At 73.5% G+C, this 17449-nt stretch carries 19 protein-coding genes; 10 read left to right on the forward strand and 9 right to left on the reverse strand.

Annotation, left to right across the window (positions count from 1 at the left end; all coding sequences use genetic code 11):
- The first annotated feature begins 260 nt into the window (after positions 1–260).
- The 4 genes from ACIRPX_RS39710 (at position 261) to ACIRPX_RS39725 (ending at position 4307) form a co-directional block, all read left to right on the forward strand.
- On the forward strand, positions 261–1106 hold the full coding sequence (locus ACIRPX_RS39710) for a GAF and ANTAR domain-containing protein (RefSeq protein WP_404204596.1): 846 nt from the start codon (positions 261–263) through the stop codon (positions 1104–1106).
- Between the two features lie 69 nt (positions 1107–1175).
- Complete coding sequence (locus ACIRPX_RS39715; protein ID WP_404204598.1) at positions 1176–2939, forward strand: glycoside hydrolase family 15 protein; 1764 nt, start codon at positions 1176–1178, stop codon at positions 2937–2939.
- Positions 2940–2996: 57 nt separating this feature from the next.
- Positions 2997–3383, forward strand: coding sequence for a hypothetical protein (locus tag ACIRPX_RS39720; protein ID WP_404204633.1), 387 nt, complete (start codon positions 2997–2999; stop codon positions 3381–3383).
- Positions 3384–3638: 255 nt separating this feature from the next.
- Entirely contained in the window at positions 3639–4307 is a 669-nt protein-coding gene (locus ACIRPX_RS39725) for a haloacid dehalogenase type II (RefSeq protein WP_404204600.1), read from the forward strand.
- Positions 4308–4467: 160 nt separating this feature from the next.
- Here ACIRPX_RS39725 and ACIRPX_RS39730 read toward each other — a convergent pair whose 3' ends face one another.
- Positions 4468–4611: a hypothetical protein gene (locus tag ACIRPX_RS39730; protein WP_404204602.1), complete on the reverse strand. Its 144-nt coding sequence runs from the start codon at positions 4609–4611 to the stop codon at positions 4468–4470.
- Between the two features lie 78 nt (positions 4612–4689).
- Positions 4690–5679 (reverse strand): DUF5937 family protein, encoded by a 990-nt coding sequence (locus ACIRPX_RS39735; RefSeq protein ID WP_404204605.1) that lies wholly within the window; start codon positions 5677–5679, stop codon positions 4690–4692.
- Positions 5680–5878: 199 nt separating this feature from the next.
- On the opposite strand from ACIRPX_RS39735, the gene ACIRPX_RS39740 reads away from it, so the two are divergent.
- Both ACIRPX_RS39740 and hemC read left to right on the forward strand, forming a co-directional pair.
- Positions 5879–7063: an MFS transporter gene (locus tag ACIRPX_RS39740; RefSeq protein ID WP_404204607.1), complete on the forward strand. Its 1185-nt coding sequence runs from the start codon at positions 5879–5881 to the stop codon at positions 7061–7063.
- Between the two features lie 138 nt (positions 7064–7201).
- Entirely contained in the window at positions 7202–8137 is a 936-nt protein-coding gene (hemC, locus tag ACIRPX_RS39745; RefSeq protein ID WP_404204609.1) for a hydroxymethylbilane synthase, read from the forward strand.
- 31 nt (positions 8138–8168) lie between these two features.
- Here the strand turns inward: hemC and ACIRPX_RS39750 are convergent, their stop codons facing one another.
- The 4 genes from ACIRPX_RS39750 to ACIRPX_RS39765 all read right to left on the reverse strand — a co-directional run bounded on the left by ACIRPX_RS39750 (position 8169) and on the right by ACIRPX_RS39765 (position 11042).
- On the reverse strand, positions 8169–8690 hold the full coding sequence (locus tag ACIRPX_RS39750) for a hypothetical protein (RefSeq protein WP_404204611.1): 522 nt from the start codon (positions 8688–8690) through the stop codon (positions 8169–8171).
- A gap of 192 nt (positions 8691–8882) precedes the next feature.
- On the reverse strand, positions 8883–9737 hold the full coding sequence (locus ACIRPX_RS39755; RefSeq protein WP_404204613.1) for an ABC transporter permease: 855 nt from the start codon (positions 9735–9737) through the stop codon (positions 8883–8885).
- Positions 9697–10557: an ATP-binding cassette domain-containing protein gene (locus ACIRPX_RS39760; protein WP_404204614.1), complete on the reverse strand. Its 861-nt coding sequence runs from the start codon at positions 10555–10557 to the stop codon at positions 9697–9699. Before ACIRPX_RS39760 ends, ACIRPX_RS39755 begins: the two co-directional genes overlap by 41 nt.
- On the reverse strand, positions 10554–11042 hold the full coding sequence (locus ACIRPX_RS39765) for a MarR family winged helix-turn-helix transcriptional regulator (RefSeq protein ID WP_404204616.1): 489 nt from the start codon (positions 11040–11042) through the stop codon (positions 10554–10556). The genes ACIRPX_RS39760 and ACIRPX_RS39765 overlap by 4 nt, the downstream gene beginning before the upstream one ends.
- 243 nt (positions 11043–11285) lie before the next feature.
- Between ACIRPX_RS39765 and ACIRPX_RS39770 the strand changes: the two genes are divergently transcribed.
- Complete coding sequence (locus ACIRPX_RS39770; protein ID WP_404204618.1) at positions 11286–12080, forward strand: SigB/SigF/SigG family RNA polymerase sigma factor; 795 nt, start codon at positions 11286–11288, stop codon at positions 12078–12080.
- Positions 12081–12116: 36 nt separating this feature from the next.
- Here the strand turns inward: ACIRPX_RS39770 and ACIRPX_RS39775 are convergent, their stop codons facing one another.
- A complete protein-coding gene (locus ACIRPX_RS39775) occupies positions 12117–12452 on the reverse strand; it encodes an ANTAR domain-containing protein (protein ID WP_404204620.1) in 336 nt (111 codons plus the stop codon).
- 168 nt (positions 12453–12620) lie between these two features.
- On the opposite strand from ACIRPX_RS39775, the gene ACIRPX_RS39780 reads away from it, so the two are divergent.
- On the forward strand, positions 12621–13424 hold the full coding sequence (locus ACIRPX_RS39780) for a VOC family protein (protein WP_404204635.1): 804 nt from the start codon (positions 12621–12623) through the stop codon (positions 13422–13424).
- Positions 13425–13454: 30 nt separating this feature from the next.
- On the opposite strand, the gene glgX is transcribed toward ACIRPX_RS39780, so the two are convergent.
- On the reverse strand, positions 13455–15596 hold the full coding sequence (gene glgX / locus ACIRPX_RS39785) for a glycogen debranching protein GlgX (RefSeq protein WP_404204622.1): 2142 nt from the start codon (positions 15594–15596) through the stop codon (positions 13455–13457).
- A complete protein-coding gene (locus ACIRPX_RS39790; RefSeq protein WP_404204624.1) occupies positions 15593–16105 on the reverse strand; it encodes a pep a2 in 513 nt (170 codons plus the stop codon). Before ACIRPX_RS39790 ends, glgX begins: the two co-directional genes overlap by 4 nt.
- 319 nt (positions 16106–16424) lie before the next feature.
- Here ACIRPX_RS39790 and ACIRPX_RS39795 point away from each other — a divergent pair, with 319 nt between their 5' ends.
- Together ACIRPX_RS39795 and ACIRPX_RS39800 are read left to right on the forward strand one after the other, a co-directional pair.
- Positions 16425–16724 carry a DUF5133 domain-containing protein gene (locus tag ACIRPX_RS39795; protein WP_384267792.1) on the forward strand — a complete coding sequence of 100 codons (300 nt, stop codon included), beginning with the start codon at positions 16425–16427 and terminating at the stop codon, positions 16722–16724.
- A 150-nt stretch (positions 16725–16874) separates the two neighbouring features.
- Positions 16875–17449: maltotransferase domain-containing protein (locus ACIRPX_RS39800; RefSeq protein WP_404204627.1), on the forward strand; the 575-nt coding region annotated here is incomplete at its 3' end.

Consider the following 17449-nt stretch of genomic DNA (forward strand, 5'->3'; position numbering starts at 1 on the left):
CCCGCCCGTGCCAGGCGATGACGTGTTCCCCGCGGGGACAACGCGCCGGGCCACGGCCGGATCTGATGCCTGCGACGGACATCCGGTCATCGGCGCACGTGAGGAGCTTGTCGTGCCAGGCGCCCGGAACAATCGCGCGACCTCGGCGGCACGGTCGGGGTCGCGGCACCCGAACACGGTGGGAACCTCCCGCGCGAGCGGCCGCGCACGCGGCCGGGTCCTGCGCGCCTTCGGTACCGGAAGCGGCGGGGGGAGCGACGATGCGCCCTGACGTCCCCGGGCGGCCGTCCGGCCGCGGCGAGCCGTCGGAGCCGGAGGACCGGCTGCGCGTCCGCCGGGCGCTGGCGACCGCGGCCGAGGGCCTCGCCCCCGACCATGTGCCCCCGGCACTGTGCCGCGCCGGTGTGGCCCTACTCCCCGTCACCGGCGCCTCCGTGTCGATCTCCGCCGGCGCGACCGTGCGGGCCACCTGGTGTGCCAGTGACCCGACCGCGGCGCGCCTGGCGGAAGCGCAGTACACACTGGGCGACGGCCCCGGCCAGTCGGCCCTCCGGCAGGCGGCGGCCATGCTCGCCGCCGACCTCACCACGCCGCCGGACGCCGGCCGTTGGCCCGTGTTCGCCCACGAGGCCGTCGCGCTGGGGGTGCGGGCGGTGTTCTCGCTGCCGCTCGGGGTGGACGGCGCGACGGCGATCGGCACCCTCGACCTGTACCGCCACTCCCCCGGCGCGCTGTCGGAGCGCGAGCTGCGGATCGCGTCATGGACGGGGGACGCCGTCACCTTCGCCCTGACGAACCTGCACACCGGTGCCCGCGCGGCCGAAGAGGCCGGACACGAGGGCACGGCGTCCTGGCTGGCGGCGTCCGAAGCCCACCACGGCGAGGTCTACCAGGCGGTCGGCATGGTGATGGTGCAGTCCGGCCTCGCCCCCGAACAGGCCCTGGACCGGATGCGGGCACGGGCCTTCGCCCAGGGCCGGACGGTCACCGAGGTGGCGCGGGAGGTCCTCGCCCGCAGGCTCCGGTTCACCTCCGGACCGGCGGCGGACAGCGAGGACGCGGGCCGCCGGGACGCCTGTGACGACGAACGCGAGGACAACCGGTGACGAACGGAAGAACCGATGCGGAGCTCGACCGCCCAGGGACGAGCCGGACACAGGGAGCACGCGAGCGACATGACGCCGACCGCATCGAACGGGACCTGCCCGCCCTGGGCACTGCGCGACTACGCCGTGCTCGCCGACGGCGAGCGGGGCGCCCTGGTGGACCCCGAGGGCAGGATCGTCTGGCTGTGCGCGCCGCGCTGGCACGACGACGCGCTGTTCTCCTCGCTGATCGGCGGCAGCGGCTACTTCGCGGTGGAGCCGGCGGACCGCCGGCACGTGTGGGGCGGCGCCTACGAGGAAGGCACCCTCGTCCGGACCAGCCGCTGGGTGACCGCGGACAGCGTGATCGAGTGCCGTGACGCGCTCGCGATGCCCGCCTCGCCGGAGCGGCTCGTGCTGCTGCGCCGGATGCGGGTGCGCAAGGGGGAGGCGCGGCTGCGGGTGCGTCTGGACCCCCGTCCCGGTTTCGGCGCGCGCCGCGTGCGCCGGGCCCGTCGGGCCGACGGGGTGTGGACCGCCGAGGCCGAGGGGCTGTACCTGCGGCTCGCGGGCGCGCCCGCGTCGACGTGGGATCCGGAGGAAGGGCTGCGCGGCGAGTTCCGGCTGCGCGCGGGCGAGCAGCACGATCTCGTCCTGGAGGTCGCCACCGCGCGCGGTGGACCCGGTCTCGACGCCGAACAGCTGTGGCGGGCCACTGAGCAGGCGTGGGGTGACGCCGTACCGGACTGCTCCGGGCTCGCCGCACCCCGCGACGCCCGCCATGCCTACGCCGTGCTGCGGGGGCTGACCAGTTCCGCCGGCGGCATGGTGGCCGCCGCCACGACCTCGCTGCCCGAGCGCGCGAACGCCGGCCGCAACTACGACTACCGCTTCGCCTGGCTGCGCGACCAGTGCTACGCCGGGCTGGCGGTCGCCGCGCACGGACCGCACCGGCTCCTCGACGACGCCGTGCGGTTCACCGCCGAGCGGATCCTCGCCGACGGCGACGGGACCCGGCCCGCCTACACCGTGACCGGGGACCCCGTGCCGGACGAGCGCACCCTGGACCTGCCGGGCTACCCCGGCGGCAGCGACCGGGTCGGCAACCACGCGGGACGCCAGTTCCAGCTCGACACCTTCGGCGAGGCGCTCCAGCTGTTCACCGCCGCGGCCCACCACGACCGTCTCACCAAGGACGCGGCACGCGCGGCCCTGGTCGCCGTGGACGCGGTGGAACGCAACTGGCACCGCGACGACGCGGGCCTGTGGGAGCTGGAGAACCGGTGGTGGACGCATTCGCGGCTGTGCGTGGTGGGCGGGCTGCGGCGGATCGGTGCGGTGTTCCCCGGACCCGACGGGCGGCGCTGCGCCGACCTCGCCGAGACGATCCTCACCGAGACGCGCCGCCGGTGCCTGCACCCCGGCGGGCACTGGCGCCGGGCCGCCGACGACGACGGTCCGGAGGCCGCGCTGCTGGTGACCATGGCCCGCGGCTGCCCCGCCGCGGACGATCCCACCGCCCCGCTCACCCGCGCCTTCATCGAGGACGGACTCGCCCAGGACGGCTACCTCTACCGCTTCGCCCGGCCCGACGCGCCGCTCGGCGAGGCCGAGGGGGCGTTCCTGCTGTGCGGGTTCGCCATGGCACTGGCCACGGACCGGCTCGGTGACCGCGTCGGCGCCTTCCGCTGGTTCGAACGGACCCGGGCGGCCTGCGGGCCGCCCGGCCTGTTCGCGGAGGAGTACGACGTACGTCAGCGCCAGCTGCGCGGCAACACGCCCCAGGCCTTCGTGCACGCCCTGCTGCTGGAGTGCGCGGCCCGCCTCGGCGGGCGGTCGGCGCTGCCGTACTGAAGGCCCGGTCCCTACGGCGCCGGCTCCGTTTTCCTGCCATCATCGACGGGAGTGGCTATGTGGAAGCGCAGGAAGAAGACCGCGAACCCCAGGCCGGCCCTCCCCCTGGAGCTCTGCGACCTCTGCGGCCAGGTCTTCCCGCAGCAGGAGGCGGTGCTCTGCCACGTCCCCGACTCCTCCGCCGCCGCCCCCGACCGCCCCTGGTCGGACGGGCTGCGCCGCCTCACCGCCTGCGGTGAGGCCCATCTCGACCTGCTCAGGGAGCGCTATCGCAAGCGCCCCTACGTCGAGGAAGAGCTCTGGGCCGCGAAGATCGACCGTGTGCTGGCCCACGGCCCCTCCGCGCTCCCCCTGGAGCAGCTCGCCTGCCGGACCGGCCTGCACGCACCGGAGATCCGCCGCGCGGTCGCCTGGCACAACGAGCACCTGCCCCCGCTCGGGTAGGACGGGCACCCGGCGTGGGGGGGGGGGGGGGGGGCCGGGGGGGGGGGGGCGGGCCCCCCCCCCCCCCCCCCCCCCGGGGGGGGGGGGGGGCCCCCGCCCGCCCCCCCCCCCGCGGGGGGGCGGCCCCCCCCCACGCCGCACCGGCCCCCAGGGCTTATCCTCCGTCACGGTTTCCGCATCGCGGACGGGGTGCCCGCCGCGCTCCGGCCGGGTCGTACCCGTCCCGCCCGCACCGAATGGGAGCTGGTGATCCCCGTGACCCATGGCCGTGTCCCGGACGTGCTCGTCTTCGACGTCAACGAGACGCTGACCGACATGTCGCCGCTCGCCGGCCGTCTGACGGACGTCGGGCTGCCGGAGCAGGTGCTGCCCGCCTGGTTCGCGGGCGTGCTGCGCGACGGTGTGGCCCTGACGCTGGCCGGGGGGCGGGCGTCGTTCGCGGACGTCGCCGGGGACGTGCTGCGGACGCTGCTCGCCCGGCAGGCGCCGACGGCCGATCCGGAGCGGGCCGTGGCACACGTACTGGACGCGCTGCCCGAACTGCCCGTGCATCCGGACGTCACCGAGGGTGTACGGGCGCTGCACGCGGCCGGGCACCGACTGCTGACCCTCACCAACGGCTCGGCGGCGACCACGCGCGCCGTACTCGACCGCGCCGGGCTCACCGACTGCTTCGAGGCGTTGCTGGACGTCCAGGAGCCGGGCGCCTGGAAGCCGTCGCCCGCCGCCTACGCCCACGCCGTGCGGACGGCGGGCGTGCCGGCCGCGCGGGCCATGCTGGTCGCCGTCCATCCCTGGGACATCGACGGCGCCGCCAGGGCCGGCCTCGCCACCGCCTGGGTGCGGCGGGAGCCCGGCCCCTATCCGTCCGCGATGCGGGCGGCGGACGTCACCGTCACCGGTGTGGCCGACCTCGCCCGCTGACCTGTCGGCAGGCGCGGTCCGCCGGGGCACGAGGGCCGCGCTCGCACGGCTCGGCCGGACAGTCCCGTGCGCGGCTTCATCAGCTTCGTGCGCCGTGCGGCCGGGAACACGCCGAGTTGTACGGCGCCTGCCGGGCGGCCGCGTTCCGCGGCGGCCTCCCTCAGCGGCCCACGGCCGTCGCCCACAGCGCGGCGACCACGACCACGACGGCCGTGCCCACCATCACGGAACGCACCGCCGCCGGCCACGGCGTCCCCTGGCGCCACGCCGCGAAGGCGCTGTGTCCGGTCTGCTGCTCACTCATGTGCTGCTCCCACCCCTGGTTCGGCGAACGGCCGGGCGGGTTCCCTCGTGGGCGCCTCCCACACCCGTTCGTTCCGCGCTATGCGCCCGCCACCAGTGCGTCCCCCAGCGCCGTCCGCTCGTAGAGCACGAAGTAGCCCTGGCGCCGGGCGTCGAGCAGTCCCGCGTCGCGCAGAGCACTCAGGTGGGACGACACCGTGGACGGGGCCAGGCCGTGCCGGGCGGCGAGTTCCGTCGTGGAGGCGGGGACGGTCAAGCAGGCCAGCAGGGCGGCGCGCTGGTGTCCCAGGAGGCGGGCGAGCGCCTCGGGCGGGCGCGCCGCGGGAGCGGTGCCAAGACGGCCCATGCCGCGGGCGGGGTAGATGACCGTCGGCTGCCAGGGGCGGGCGAAACCGCTGATCACATCCGGCCACACGAAGACGCTGGGCATGAGCAGGATGCCGCGTCCGTCGGGGCGCTGCGCCTCCGCGTGGTCGCCGTGCCCGTGCAGGGTGAGCCGGTGTCCGGCCCACTCGACGCGCGGGTGCAGGCCGGTGAGCAGTGCGTCGAGACCGCCGTCGGCCCCCAGACGTGAGCGATGGGCGACGTCCGCCGCCAGGACGGCGCGGTGACGGGGCCAGTCCGGCGCCAGCAGGGCGTGCCAGGCCAGTTCGGTGAGGTCGGCGAGGCGGCGGACCGTCCCGGCGGGGTCGTCGAGCGCGGCCCGGCCCCGCGGCGACTCGGCCAGGCCGGGCGTGCACGCCAGTGACCGGGCCATCTCCAGGCGGGCGAGGTCCGGGTCGGTGGCGCGCATGCGGGCCAGTTCGTCCTCGATGGCGGGGTACGGCTCGTGGGGCGGCGGGCCGAGGAAGTCGGGGGTGTAGCCGCCGACGTGTGGCACGAACAGCCACAACGGCGAGAGGTCGAGCCCGGCGAGCGTGCGGCGGAGCCGGCGCAGCCAGGCGCGGTGGTAGCCGTGCCGGGAGGGCCGGCGCAACATGCGCAGCGCCTCGTGGGTCTGGCACAGCGGCGAGATCGCGAACCGGCAGCGCGTCAGGTCCTCGGCGCCGAGATGCAGGGTCAGCGGCAAGGCGGCCTCCTGGGCGCTCACGGCACGTCAGGCACGTCGGTGTGGCCCGGATCGAGCCGCATCCGATTCGGCGTGGACCGAAACAGTAGAGGCTCCGTCCGGCTCCCGGCACGCTGGCCCCGGTGCCTGCCCGGCCGATCCCCGTCGGCAGCGCGTGAGCAGCACCGTCACCGGCGACGACACCCGGGAGGAGCCCTGCATGGGCAGCGTACGTCCGGCCGCCTGGCGCAGGGGCGCCGTCGTCGCGGCGCTGATGCTGGCCGCGTTCACCTTCAACACCGCGGAGAACCTCCCGCTGGGCCTGCTGGCGCTCATGGCGGCCGGCCTGCGGGTGCCGCTGGGCGCCGTGGGCGCGCTGGTCTCCGGGTACGGCCTCACGGTGGCCGTGGTGTCGCTGCCGGCCGCCCGGCTCACCCGCTCGGTGCCGCGCCGGTATCTGCTCGCCGTGCTGCTGGGGCTGCTGGCCATGGCCAGTTGGGTGTCGGCGCTGCACACGGTCGGCTACGGGATGCTGCTGGCGGCGCGGCTGGTCACCGCACTCGCGCAGGCGTCGTTCTGGGTGCTGATGGGGCCGGTCGCGGTCGGGCTCTTCCCGCCCGAACGGCGCGGCCGCGTCATGGGGTTGCTGTCCGTCGGCGGCTCGCTGGCCACGGTGCTGGGCGTCCCGGCCGGGACGTGGCTGGGCGGCCGCGGCGGCTGGCAGGCACCGTTCGCCGTGCTCGGCGTGCTGGCGCTCGTCGCCCTCGTCGTGATCGCCGCCGCACTGCCGACCTCCCGCCCCCAGGAGAGCCACGCGGCGTACGGCGCCGAGCCGGACCGCCGCCGGTTCCTGGTCGTCGTCGCCACCACCGCCCTGTCGGTGACGGGGGTGTTCGCGGGATACACCTACGTCGCCGTCCTGCTGGAGGACGTGGGCGGGTTCGGCGCGGACGCGGTCGGCGGTGTGCTGTTCGCGTTCGGTGCGGCGGCGCTGGCCGGCGTCGCACTCACCGGCCCGCTCCTCGACCGCTTCCCGCGCGCCACGCTCACCGCTCCCGTGGTCACGCAGGCGGCCGCTCTGCTCGGCCTCTACGCGGGCGCGCGCAGCCAAGTGGCCACCGTGGCACTGCTCATGCTGCTCGGCGCCTCGGCCGCTCCGGTGTTCATGGCGACGCAGAGCCAGGTGCTCCGGGTGGCGCCGGGGCGTACGGAGTCGGCTCTCGCGGCCAACGGAGCCGCCTTCAACGCGGGCGTCGCGGCCGGCGCCCTCCTCGGCGGCGGCGTGCTGCCGCTCGTCGGTGTGCGCGGCACGTTCCTCGTCGGCGGGCTGCTGACCCTGGGGGCGCTCGCGGTGCTGACCTGGCCGGAGCTCCGGATGTCACGCGCGGTCGCGGAACCACGGTGATCCGGTGGAGCGGGAGGACCCTTCCCCTGGAGCGTCCACGCAGGCACGGGCCGGAGGAGGGCGTCACCCGGACGTGATTCAGGTCCCGAAGGGGCGGTACGGCACGGACGCCCCCTCCCGGAGGACTATCGTGTCCGCATGTCCGTCCCAGAACTGATCCGTATCGTCTCCCGCGACTCGCCCATGGCGCTCGCCCAAGTGGAGCGTGTCCGTGGCGAGTTGGCGGCCCTGCATCCGGGTGTGCGCACCGAGGTGGTGCCGGTGAGGACGACCGGCGACAAGTGGATGGGCGCACTGTCCCAGGTCGAGGGCAAGGGGGCGTTCACCAAGGAGGTCGACGCCGCGCTGCTGTCGGGCCAGGCCGATCTCGCGGTGCACTGCGTGAAGGACGTGCCCGCCGACCGGCCGCTCCCCGCGGGCACGACGTTCGCCGCCTTCCTGAAGCGTGACGACATCCGTGACGCCCTGATCCACCCGGGCGGCCTCACCCTGGACGAACTCCCGGACGGCACCCGGCTCGGCACCTCCTCGGTGCGCCGCGTCGCCCAGCTCGCCGCGACCCACCCGCACCTGGAGTGCGTGCCGTTCCGCGGGAACGCCAACCGGCGGCTGGAGAAGCTGGCGGCGGGCGAGGCCGACGCGCTGCTGCTCGCGGTCTCGGGCCTGGAGCGCATCGGCCGCGAGGACGTGATCACCGAGGTCCTCTCCCCCGAGGCGATGATGCCGCCGATCGGCGCGGGCATCCTCGCCCTGCAGTGCCGCGAGGGCGACAGCGCGCTCATCGACGCGGTCAGCGGCCTCGGCGACCCGGACACGCACCGTGAGGCCACGGCCGAGCGCATGTTCCTCCATGTCCTGCAGGGGCACTGCAACAGCCCCATCGCCGGATACGCCCGCGTGGACCACGGCGGTGAACTGTCGCTGCGGGCCTGTGTGTTCACCCCGGACGGCAAGACGCGCCTGAACGCCCACGAATGGGCCGGCCGGCTGGATCCGGCCACGCTGGGGACGTCGGTCGCCGTGGCGCTGCTGCGCCAGGGTGCCCGCGAGATCATCGACGGCATCCCGCACTGAGGACGCCGCCGCGCGCCGCGGCGGACGCGGGTCAGGCGGTGCCTTCCTCCGCCTGGTCCCGCAGGAACTTGCTCACCTGGTGGGCCAGTCGGTCGCTCACGGCGCCCGGGTGGGCACCGACGGCCTCCTCGTGCAGGCCGATGCCTCCCGCCCACAGCCGGCGGTCGGCCCACTCGTCGTCGACGCGCAGCTGGACCTGGATGTCGATCTGGCCCAGCGAGGACTCCGGACCGGCCGCGTAGAGCACGGCGGTGGCCCGGCGCAGCGGATAGACGTCGAAGCCCTCGATGAACTGCGAGTTGCGCCAGTCGATGAACGCGGCCTCGCCGTCGGGGCCGATCCGGACGTCGATCTGACCGTCCTCCAGGTGGACGGTGGAATGCCGCGTTCCGCGGTTCTCGACGGTCACGCGGACGCTGAAGTACGTGAGCCCCTCGGCCGCGTCGTCCCGTCCGCGCGGCGGCTCGGCGGCTTCCAGACGGTGGACGCGGACACGCAGACCGGCATGCTCGTCGTATTCCTGCCAGTCCCCGACCACGTTCGGCTCGTACACAGTCCACCTCTTCGACCTCAGAGAGTCCTGCCTATCTGGGCGCTCAGCGCACTGTCAAATGAGCAGAATGCGCTGTGGCCAGCGCATTCGCGCGCTTTGATCACTGATCAAGCCCTGCCCAGGAACAACGGTCGGAACAAGCCACAGGAGGGTGCCGCGCCGCGTGTGGCACATCACGTCCGGCGCGCATGATCAGCGGGCCAGCCGGCCGAGGAGCGAGGAGGCGGCCGTGATGCCGAGCGCGGCCGCCACGAGGAGCACCCCGAAGTCGAGAGCCAGGTGCGCGTGCGCGCCGATCAGCAGGCCGCGCAGGGCGTCGACCTCGTAGCTGAGCGGGTTGGCCTTGCTGACCGCCTGGAGCCAGCCGGGCATGACGGCGACCGGGTACAGGGCGTTGGAGCCGAAGAACAGCGGCATGGTGATGGCCTGGCCGATGCCCATGAGCCGGTCGCGGCTGAGGACGACGCCGGCGATGGTCATGGACAGGCAGGAGAAGAACGCGGAACCGAGAACCACGATCGCCCCGACGCCGAGCAGTTTGAGCGGGTTCCAGGTCAGTGCGACACCGAGCAGCGCGGCGATGACGACGACGACGAGGGCCTGGATCAGCGACTTCAGACCGGCCGCGAAGGCCTTGCCGGTGATCAGGGCGGAGCGCGGGGTCGGCGTGACCAGCAGCTTGTTGAGGATGCCGGCATCGCGTTCCCAGATGATCTGGATGCCGTAGAAGATGGCGATGAACATCGCGGACTGGGCGATGATGCCGGGTGCCATGTAGTCGATGTAGGGGATGCCGCCGGTGGGTATCGCCCGTATCCGGGTGAAGGTCTGACCGAAGATCAGCAGCCACAGGGCGGGCTGGATCGCGCGGGTGTAGAGCTCGGTGCGGTCGTGGCGCAGCTTCTGCAGTTCGACGGCGCACATCGCGCCCACGCGCGCGGGCAGCAGCCGCCAGCCGGCGCGGGGCCGGGGCGGCCGCAGCAGCAGGTCGATGCCGCTCGCGCGCTCAGCCGACGCGGTGGGCCGTACGGCGGGTGCTTCGGACATCGCGGAAATCTCCTGCCTTGTCGTCGAGGCCGCTGCCGGCGACGTCGCGGAAGACGTCCTCCAGCGTGGGCAGCGGGGCCGTGTCCCCCGCACCCTCGGCGCGCCGGCGCTCGCCCAGCCCCTGCCTGAGTTCGCCGGGGGTGCCGAGGGCCCGGATGCGGCCGCGGTGCATCAGGCCGACCCGGTCGCAGTACTGGTCGGCCTCGTCCATGTAATGGGTGGTGACCAGAACGGTCATGCCGGTGGCCGCCCGTACGGCGTTGATCTGGTCCCACACGCCGGTGCGGGCGATCGGGTCGAGCCCGATGGTCGGCTCGTCGAGGATCAGCAGCCGGGGCGCGCTGACCAGGGCCTGGGCGAGTTCGAGGCGGCGGATCATGCCGCCGGAGTAGGTCTTGGCGAGGCGGTCGGCGGCGTCGGTGAGGTCGACGGCGGCCAGGGCCTGCCTCACCCGTTCGGCCCGTTCGCCGCGGGAGACGTCGAAGACGCGGGCGAACAGGGCGACGTTCTCGCGGCCGGTGAGCCCGGCGTCGGCCGAGAGCTGCTGCGGCACGTAGCCGAGCAGGCGCCGCACGGCCATCCGGTCCTTGGCCGCGTCGTGCCCGAAGACCCGGACCATGGCGGCCGGGACCGGCAGCAGCGTGGTGATGCAGCGGATGGCGGTCGTCTTGCCGGCGCCGTTCGGGCCGAGCAGCCCGAAGACCTCGCCCTCCGCCACCGACAGGTCGAGTCCGTCGACGGCCTTCGTCTCGCCGAAGTCGTAGGTCAGTCCGGTGCAGGTGACGGCCTCGGCCCGTGCGGTGTCGGCGTCGCTCGTCATGACTCCTCGGCTTCCTCGCGGTCCTCTTGGTCCTCTTGGTCCACTTGGTCCTCGTGCAGGTGGTCGGCCAGCTTGCGCAGGGCCGGGATCGCCGCGCCGAGCGCGTCCCGGTCCCTCTCACCGAGCCGGGACAGCCCGCTCCGTACGAGCTCGGCGCGCCGTTCGCGCCACTCCGCGAGCCTCGCTCCGGCGGCGGGCGTCGGCATCAGCCGGGCGGCCCGCCGGTCCGCCGGATCGGTGTCACGGATCAGATAGCCCTGCCGGGACAACGCGTTGACCAGGGTCGAGACCGAGTTCCCGGCCAGGTGCAGCTCCTTGGCGGCCTCGGAGATGCCGATGCCGGGGCGGCCCACGACCAGGCGCAGCAGTTCGACCTCGGCTCCGCGCAGCTGCGGGGTGATCTGGGGGCGCAGGCGGCGCCTCAGCCGCCGTTGCACGCCGACCAGGGCGTCGATCAGCTCGTCGGGGAAGGTGTCCGGTTCCACATCCGGAGATTACCTCTGTAGCAGAGGTAATGAACCCAAGGAACGGTCAAGCAGCCGCCGGCGACCGCCCTGATGTCCGTTTTGTTTCGGAAGTACCGACTGTGGGCAGGGGACCCCCAGTGCTTCGGAACAGGAGGCACGTCTGTGGGAGCCGGCCGGCTCCCGGACGGCCTCTGCACTGTTCCGGGTCCGCGTCTCCCATGGTGACTGTCCCCTCAGCACCGCCCCAGGGAGGTGCGCGCCTTGCGTGTCACCAGCGGCAGAACCACACCCCACCCGCACGACGACGCCCCTGACAGCGCCGGGGCCTTCCAGCGGCTGGCGCGGATGCCCGACGGCCCGCCGCGCAGACAGCTCCGGGACGAACTCGTCCGGGCCTGGCTGCCCATGTCCGAGCGGATCGCCGTCCGCTTCAAGGGACGCGGGGAGTCGCTCGAGGACCTCTACCAGGTGGCGGCACTCGGCCTGGTGAAGGCCGTCGACCACTACGACCCGGCCCGCGGCCACGCCTTCGAGGCCTACGCGGTGCCGACGATCACCGGCGAGATCAAACGGCACTTCCGCGATCACCTGTGGACGCTGCACGTGCCGCGCCGGGTCCAGGACCTGCGCAACAGGGTGCGGCAGTCCGCCAAGGAGCTGTCCCAGACGACCCCGGGGCGCCGGCCCACGGTCCCGGAGATCGCGCACCACGCACAGATGACCGAGAGCGAGGTACGCGTGGGCATGGAGGCGCTCGAGTGCTTCTCGGCGCTCTCCCTCGACGCCGAGCTGCCCGGCTCCGACGGCTACGCCCTCACGGACGCGATCGGCGCCCCCGATCCCGCCTACGACGTCGTCGTCGACCGCGTCGCGGTCGGCCCCAGCATCGCCGCGCTCCCGGAGCGCGAGCGCACCATCCTCTATCTGCGGTTCTTCCGCGGCATGACGCAGAGCCGGATCGCGCAGCAGCTCGGCATCTCGCAGATGCACGTCTCCCGGCTGCTCAGCGGCTGCTTCGCCCACCTCCGGGAGGAGCTGCTCGCGGAGACGGGCTGAGCCGCGGTGCCGTACGGCCGCGTGCGGCTCCTCGTCTCACGCGTCCGGCGCGGCCCCGGGCAGCTGCGTGGGGCCGTAGCGGTCCAGGGAGTCCTCCAGCTCCGCCCGTATCTCCTCGGGCATCTCCCCCGAGCGTCCCCAGATGATGACGAGCTCGGCGACGTTGCGCAGCTTGATGTTCGTGTGCTGGGAGACGTCCTTGAGCACCAGCCATCCCAGGTCGGGCGTCACCCGGCCCAGCGCGACCACCATCCCGATCGCCTGGTCCACGACGGCGTGCGAGGCGACGGCTGCCTTCAGCTGGTCGACCTCTTCCTGCAGTTCGAAGACGCGATCCGTCTCGTCCGCGGGTTCACGGGGTACCTGTGCCACGCATTCCATACTGGCACCGGCCCGGCCCCGTGCCACTGGGCGGGCACGGCCGGGGACCCCCGTTTCGGCCGAATCCGGGGGGTACTCGGCAGGCAGCCGGAGGGGTTCCGGTTGGACACTGGTACGTGACCGGTGGCCGCCGGCGGAACGGACCAGGACGTGACTGCCATGAACCACGACTCCTCACGCCCTCGCGCGACAACCCGCATCGTCTCCTCGCACTCCGTGTTCGGGGCGCCCTGCTGGGTGAGCCTGACCAGCCGCGACGTCGATGCCACGGAGAGCTTCTACGCCGCCGTACTGGGCTGGGAGTGGCGCCCGGCCCGGCTCGGCGACCGCTTCCGGATGGCGCTGGCGAACGGCGTGCCCGTGGCGGGCATCGGGGCCGTCGCCACGATGTGGCAGATGGCCGTGGCGTGGACCCCCTACTTCGCCGTGCCCAGCGCGGACGAGGCCGTGTCACGGGCGCAGGAGCGGGGCGGCACGGCCGCGGTCGGGCCGATCTCCTTCCCGCCCGGGCGGGCGGCGCTGCTGGCCGACCGCGACGGCGCGACCTTCGGGATCTGGGAGGGCGCGCTCGTCGCCGACTGGGAGAAGTGGCGCCGGGCGTCACCGGCCTTCATCCGGCTGCACACGCGCGACGCCTTCGACGCGGCGATCTTCTACGGCGAGGTGCTGGACTGGGCGACCGCTCGGCCCGGCGCCTGCGAGGTCCAGTACGAAGGGGGCGAGGTGGTACTGCGCAGCCAGGGCGACATCGTGGCCCGCATCGAGTCCGGCGCCCTGGGTGCCGCCCCCGACCCCACCATCCGGCCCCACTGGCAGGTCCACTTCGCGGTGCGGGACGTGGCGGCCTGTGTGCGGGCGGCGGAACGGCACGGCGGCAGCGTCCTGACGAAGGGCAGCGACGAGGCCGTGCTGCGGGACGCCGACGGTGCGCAGTTCACGGTGACCTCGCGCCGCGAACGCTGAGCACCGCCGGCGTACGCCGCCGGCCGGGGCTCAGCCGGCCGTGCGGGAGGGGCGGGTGAGCAGGACCAGGCTGCGCGCCTCGACGGTCCTCGCGCTGCCCGCCTTGTGCTCCGTCTCGTCGGGTCCGCCCTGCGGGACGGCGGTGTCGATCAGGGTCGTCCACCGCTCACCGTAGGTGACGTCGGGCAGCCGGAACTCCACGGGTTCCCAGTAGCTGTTGAGCAGCAGCAGGAACGAGTCGTCCACCACGGGACGCCCGCACGGGTCCGGTTCGGCGATCGCGTCGCCGTTGAGGAAGACGGCGACCGAGTGCCCGCCGTGCCACTCCTCCTCCGTCATCTCCCGCGCGCCCGGCGCCAGCCACACCAGGTCGGGCAGCGGCTGGTCCGGGTGGGTCGCGGTCTCGCCGCGGAAGAACCGGCGGCGGCGCAGCACGGGATGGGCGGCGCGCAGGCCGATGACGTACCGCACGAACTCCGCGAGATCACGCTGTTCGCCGGTCAACCGCCAGTCGATCCAGGAGACTTCGCTGTCCTGGCAGTAGGCGTTGTTGTTGCCGCGCTGGGTGCGGCCCATTTCGTCGCCGTGGCTCAGCATCGGAATGCCCTGCGACAGCAGGAGGGTGGCCAGGAAGTTGCGCTGCTGGCGGGCGCGCAGCTCCAGCACGGCCGGGTCGTCGCTCTCGCCCTCGGCACCGCAGTTCCAGGAGCGGTTGTGGCTCTCGCCGTCCCGATTGCCCTCGCCGTTGTCCTCGTTGTGCTTGTCGTTGTACGACACCAGGTCGCGCAGTGTGAAGCCGTCGTGCGCGGTGACGAAGTTGACGCTGGCGCGCGGGCGCCGCCGGCTGTGCTGGTACAGGTCCGCGGAGCCGGTCAGCCGGGAGGCGAACTCTCCCAGCGCGCGCTCCCCGCCCCGCCAGAAGTCCCGTACGGCGTCCCGGTACTTGCCGTTCCACTCCGACCACAGCTGCGGGAAGTTGCCGACCTGGTAGCCGCCCTCCCCCACGTCCCAGGGCTCCGCGATCAGCTTGACCCGGCTGATGACCGGGTCCTGCTGGATCAGGTCGAAGAACGCCGAGAGCCGGTCCACCTCGTGGAACTGCCGCGCCAGCGTGGCCGCCAGGTCGAAGCGGAAGCCGTCGACGTGCATCTCGGTGACCCAGTACCGCAGCGAGTCCATGATCAGCTGCAGTACGTACGGGTGCCGCATCAGCAGGCTGTTGCCGGTGCCGGTGGTGTCGTAGTAGTGGCGCCAGTCGCCGTCCACCAGGCGGTAGTACGAGGCGTTGTCGATGCCGCGGAAGGAAAGCGTGGGACCCTTCTCGCTGCCCTCGGCCGTGTGGTTGTAGACGACGTCGAGGATCACCTCGAGTCCGGCCGCGTGCAGGGCCTTCACCATCGACTTGAACTCGGTGACCTGCCGGCCGCGGGTGCCGCGGGCGGCGTAGGCGTTGTGCGGGGCGAAGAAGCCGATGGTGTTGTAGCCCCAGTAGTTGGACAGGCCGCGGTCGAGCAGCACACCGTCCTGCACGTACTGGTGCACGGGCATCAGCTCCACCGCGGTCACGCCGAGCCCGGTGAGGTGCTCGATGACGGCGGGGTGTGCGAGGCCGGCGTAGGTGCCGCGCAGCCGCGGCGGGACGTCGGGGTGGGTGCGGGTCAGGCCCCGTACGTGGGCCTCGTAGATGACGCTGTCCGAGTACGGCTGCCGCGGCGGGCGGTCGTCCCCCCAGTCGAAGGCGGGATCGGTGACCACCCCGAGCATGGTGTGCCCGGCGCTGTCGGACCGGGACGGGCCGCTCGGCGAGCGTTCGAAGAGCGAGGCGTGGTTGTCCACCTGTCCCTCGACCGCACGGGTGTACGGGTCGAGGAGGAGCTTCTTGGGATTGCAGCGGTGGCCGAGGTCCGGCTGCCAGGGCCCGTGCACCCGGTAGCCGTAGCGCTGACCGGGCCGCACGTCCGGCAGGTAGCAGTGCCAGACGAAGCCGTCGACCTCGGTCACCGGGATGGTGCGCCGGCGGCCGTCGCCGTCGACGAGGACCAGCTCGACGCGTTCGGCGACCTCGCTGAAGAGGGCGAAATTGGTGCCCTTGCCGTCGAAGGAGGCACCCAACGGGCAGGGGTGCCCGCTCCAGACGGGCACCCCTGCCGTGCGGCGTCGCTTCGCCGTCACCGGGCCTCCTCCAGCAGGCCGTCCGATGCGCGTGCCTCGCCCGCCAGCGCCGCGGCCCGCGCCTCGCGCGGCACCTGGAGCACCTCACGCAGCCGGGGCCGGGGCGCCACCGGCACCAGGGGCACCCGTTCGCCGGCCCGGGCCCGCTGCGAGAACCAGATGACCTTGCTGCCGGTACCGGTGGCGCAGCAGCCCCAGCCGTCGCTCATGGCGGCGATCCGTTCGAGGCAGGTGCGCAGGTCCTGGTCGGGGCGCAGGTCGCAGTCGTTCTCCCCCACCGCGGTGATCAGATGCTGGCCGTTCCACCACATCTCGATCGAGGTGTTCTTGTCCGTCGCGTGCTCGTCGATGGCCTTGAGCAGCAGCTCGGCGCCGCTGCAGACGGGCTCGACCAGCGTTTCGAGGTCCCAGAGCCGGAGGTGGGCGGCCAGGATGCGCCGGACCTGTCCGACCCGGTCCGGGCTGACCTCCACGTCGAGGTGGTAGTAACAGGGTGCTGCGGTCTTCATCGTCGTTGGCTCCTCACCGGCGAAGCTCCCGCCTGTCCTCGTCCCTGGCGGGACGAGCCCCGTATGCACAGCGTGAGCGGCGATCGCTCCTGAGTCACCTCAAGCGTGGGAGCGCTACGCCATTCGTGCAACACGAGCGCACAACTGGTGATCGACGGGCCCACAGGGGTAGTTGAAGCTCCAACAAGACGCTGAGTCGTCGTCCGTGCACCATGTGTGAAGACCTCGATGCCCGTAACGGATCCGTGCGTGCCCACGTACGGCCGCCGCCCGACGGTCGGGAGACGTGCGATCGAGCCCCCGGAAAGTGAAGGGCGTCATGCTGCTACCGGCAAAAGCCGAGGTGGCCCGGCAACTGCGGCGGTACCGGGCGTGGGAACGCGTCATGCTCGCGTCCCCCGCCGACCGCACGGTGCGGGCCACTTTCGAGGACTCGGGCTACACCCTCTGCGTCCTGATGGGCAAACGCTGCGCCCGCGAGGCCGCGGACGCCGCCGAGCGCTATCTGCGGTCCACCCTCGGCGCCTACCTCCTGGAGCAGGACGACAGGCCCCGGACGGTCGCGGCGGAGCGGCGCGGCCCACCGCGTGCACATCGGCGTCTCGCCGGCGAGAGGTGACCGCTTCGGCGCAGGCCGGGCAGAGGTGACCCGTTCGGCGCAGGCCGGGGAGATCCTTCCGGCCCGGCCGGGGAAGCGATCCGTCCGGCCCCCTGTTTGTCCCCGACCGGGCCGACGGCCCGGTCTTCCAGCACGGTGGAGGTGAGACGCATGAGTTCGATTCCGGCCATCGGCCGTATCCCGGTACGGGAGGTCCACCCGGCGGTGGAGTGCGGCAGGTACCCGGCGAAGGCCGTCGCGGGCGAGACGTTCCAGGTCACCGCGACCGTGTTCCGGGAAGGCCATGACGCGGTCGCGGCCAACGTCGTCCTGACCGATCCCGAGGGGCGGCACGGCCCGTGGACCCCGATGCGGGAACTCGCACCGGGTTCCGACCGCTGGGGTGCCGACGTCACACCCCCCTCCGAGGGCCGCTGGACGTTCCGGGTCGAGGCCTGGAGCGACCCGGTGGCCACCTGGCGCCACCACGCCCGGATCAAGATCCCGGCCGGCATCGACACCGGTCTGGTGCTGGAGGAGGGCGGCGACCTCCACGAGCGGCTCGCCGCCGGCGTTCCCGCCGGGCCGGGGCGCAACGCCGTGCTGGACGCCGTCAGGACGCTGCGCGACGACTCGCTGCCGGTCGCGACCCGGCTGGCGGCGGCGTTGACGCCGGAGGTGGACGCGGTGCTGGCCCGGCATCCGCTGCGGGAGTTCGTGACCGCCTCGGCGACGCTGCCGCTGCT

It is taken from the genome of Streptomyces sp. NPDC101225, assembly GCF_044767585.1.
Classification (GTDB): domain Bacteria; phylum Actinomycetota; class Actinomycetes; order Streptomycetales; family Streptomycetaceae; genus Streptomyces.

Coding starts and splice junctions, on each gene's coding strand:
- ACIRPX_RS39795 (WP_384267792.1), top strand. CDS start 16,425: ATGCTGCTACCGGCAAAAGCCGAGGTGGCCCGGCAACTGCGGCGGTAC.
- ACIRPX_RS39730 (WP_404204602.1), bottom strand. CDS start 4,611: ATGAGTGAGCAGCAGACCGGACACAGCGCCTTCGCGGCGTGGCGCCAG.
- ACIRPX_RS39710 (WP_404204596.1), top strand. CDS start 261: ATGCGCCCTGACGTCCCCGGGCGGCCGTCCGGCCGCGGCGAGCCGTCG.
- ACIRPX_RS39790 (WP_404204624.1), bottom strand. CDS start 16,105: ATGAAGACCGCAGCACCCTGTTACTACCACCTCGACGTGGAGGTCAGC.
- ACIRPX_RS39715 (WP_404204598.1), top strand. CDS start 1,176: ATGACGCCGACCGCATCGAACGGGACCTGCCCGCCCTGGGCACTGCGC.
- hemC (WP_404204609.1), top strand. CDS start 7,202: ATGTCCGTCCCAGAACTGATCCGTATCGTCTCCCGCGACTCGCCCATG.
- ACIRPX_RS39760 (WP_404204614.1), bottom strand. CDS start 10,557: ATGACGAGCGACGCCGACACCGCACGGGCCGAGGCCGTCACCTGCACC.
- ACIRPX_RS39740 (WP_404204607.1), top strand. CDS start 5,879: ATGGGCAGCGTACGTCCGGCCGCCTGGCGCAGGGGCGCCGTCGTCGCG.
- ACIRPX_RS39755 (WP_404204613.1), bottom strand. CDS start 9,737: ATGTCCGAAGCACCCGCCGTACGGCCCACCGCGTCGGCTGAGCGCGCG.
- ACIRPX_RS39720 (WP_404204633.1), top strand. CDS start 2,997: ATGTGGAAGCGCAGGAAGAAGACCGCGAACCCCAGGCCGGCCCTCCCC.
- ACIRPX_RS39780 (WP_404204635.1), top strand. CDS start 12,621: ATGAACCACGACTCCTCACGCCCTCGCGCGACAACCCGCATCGTCTCC.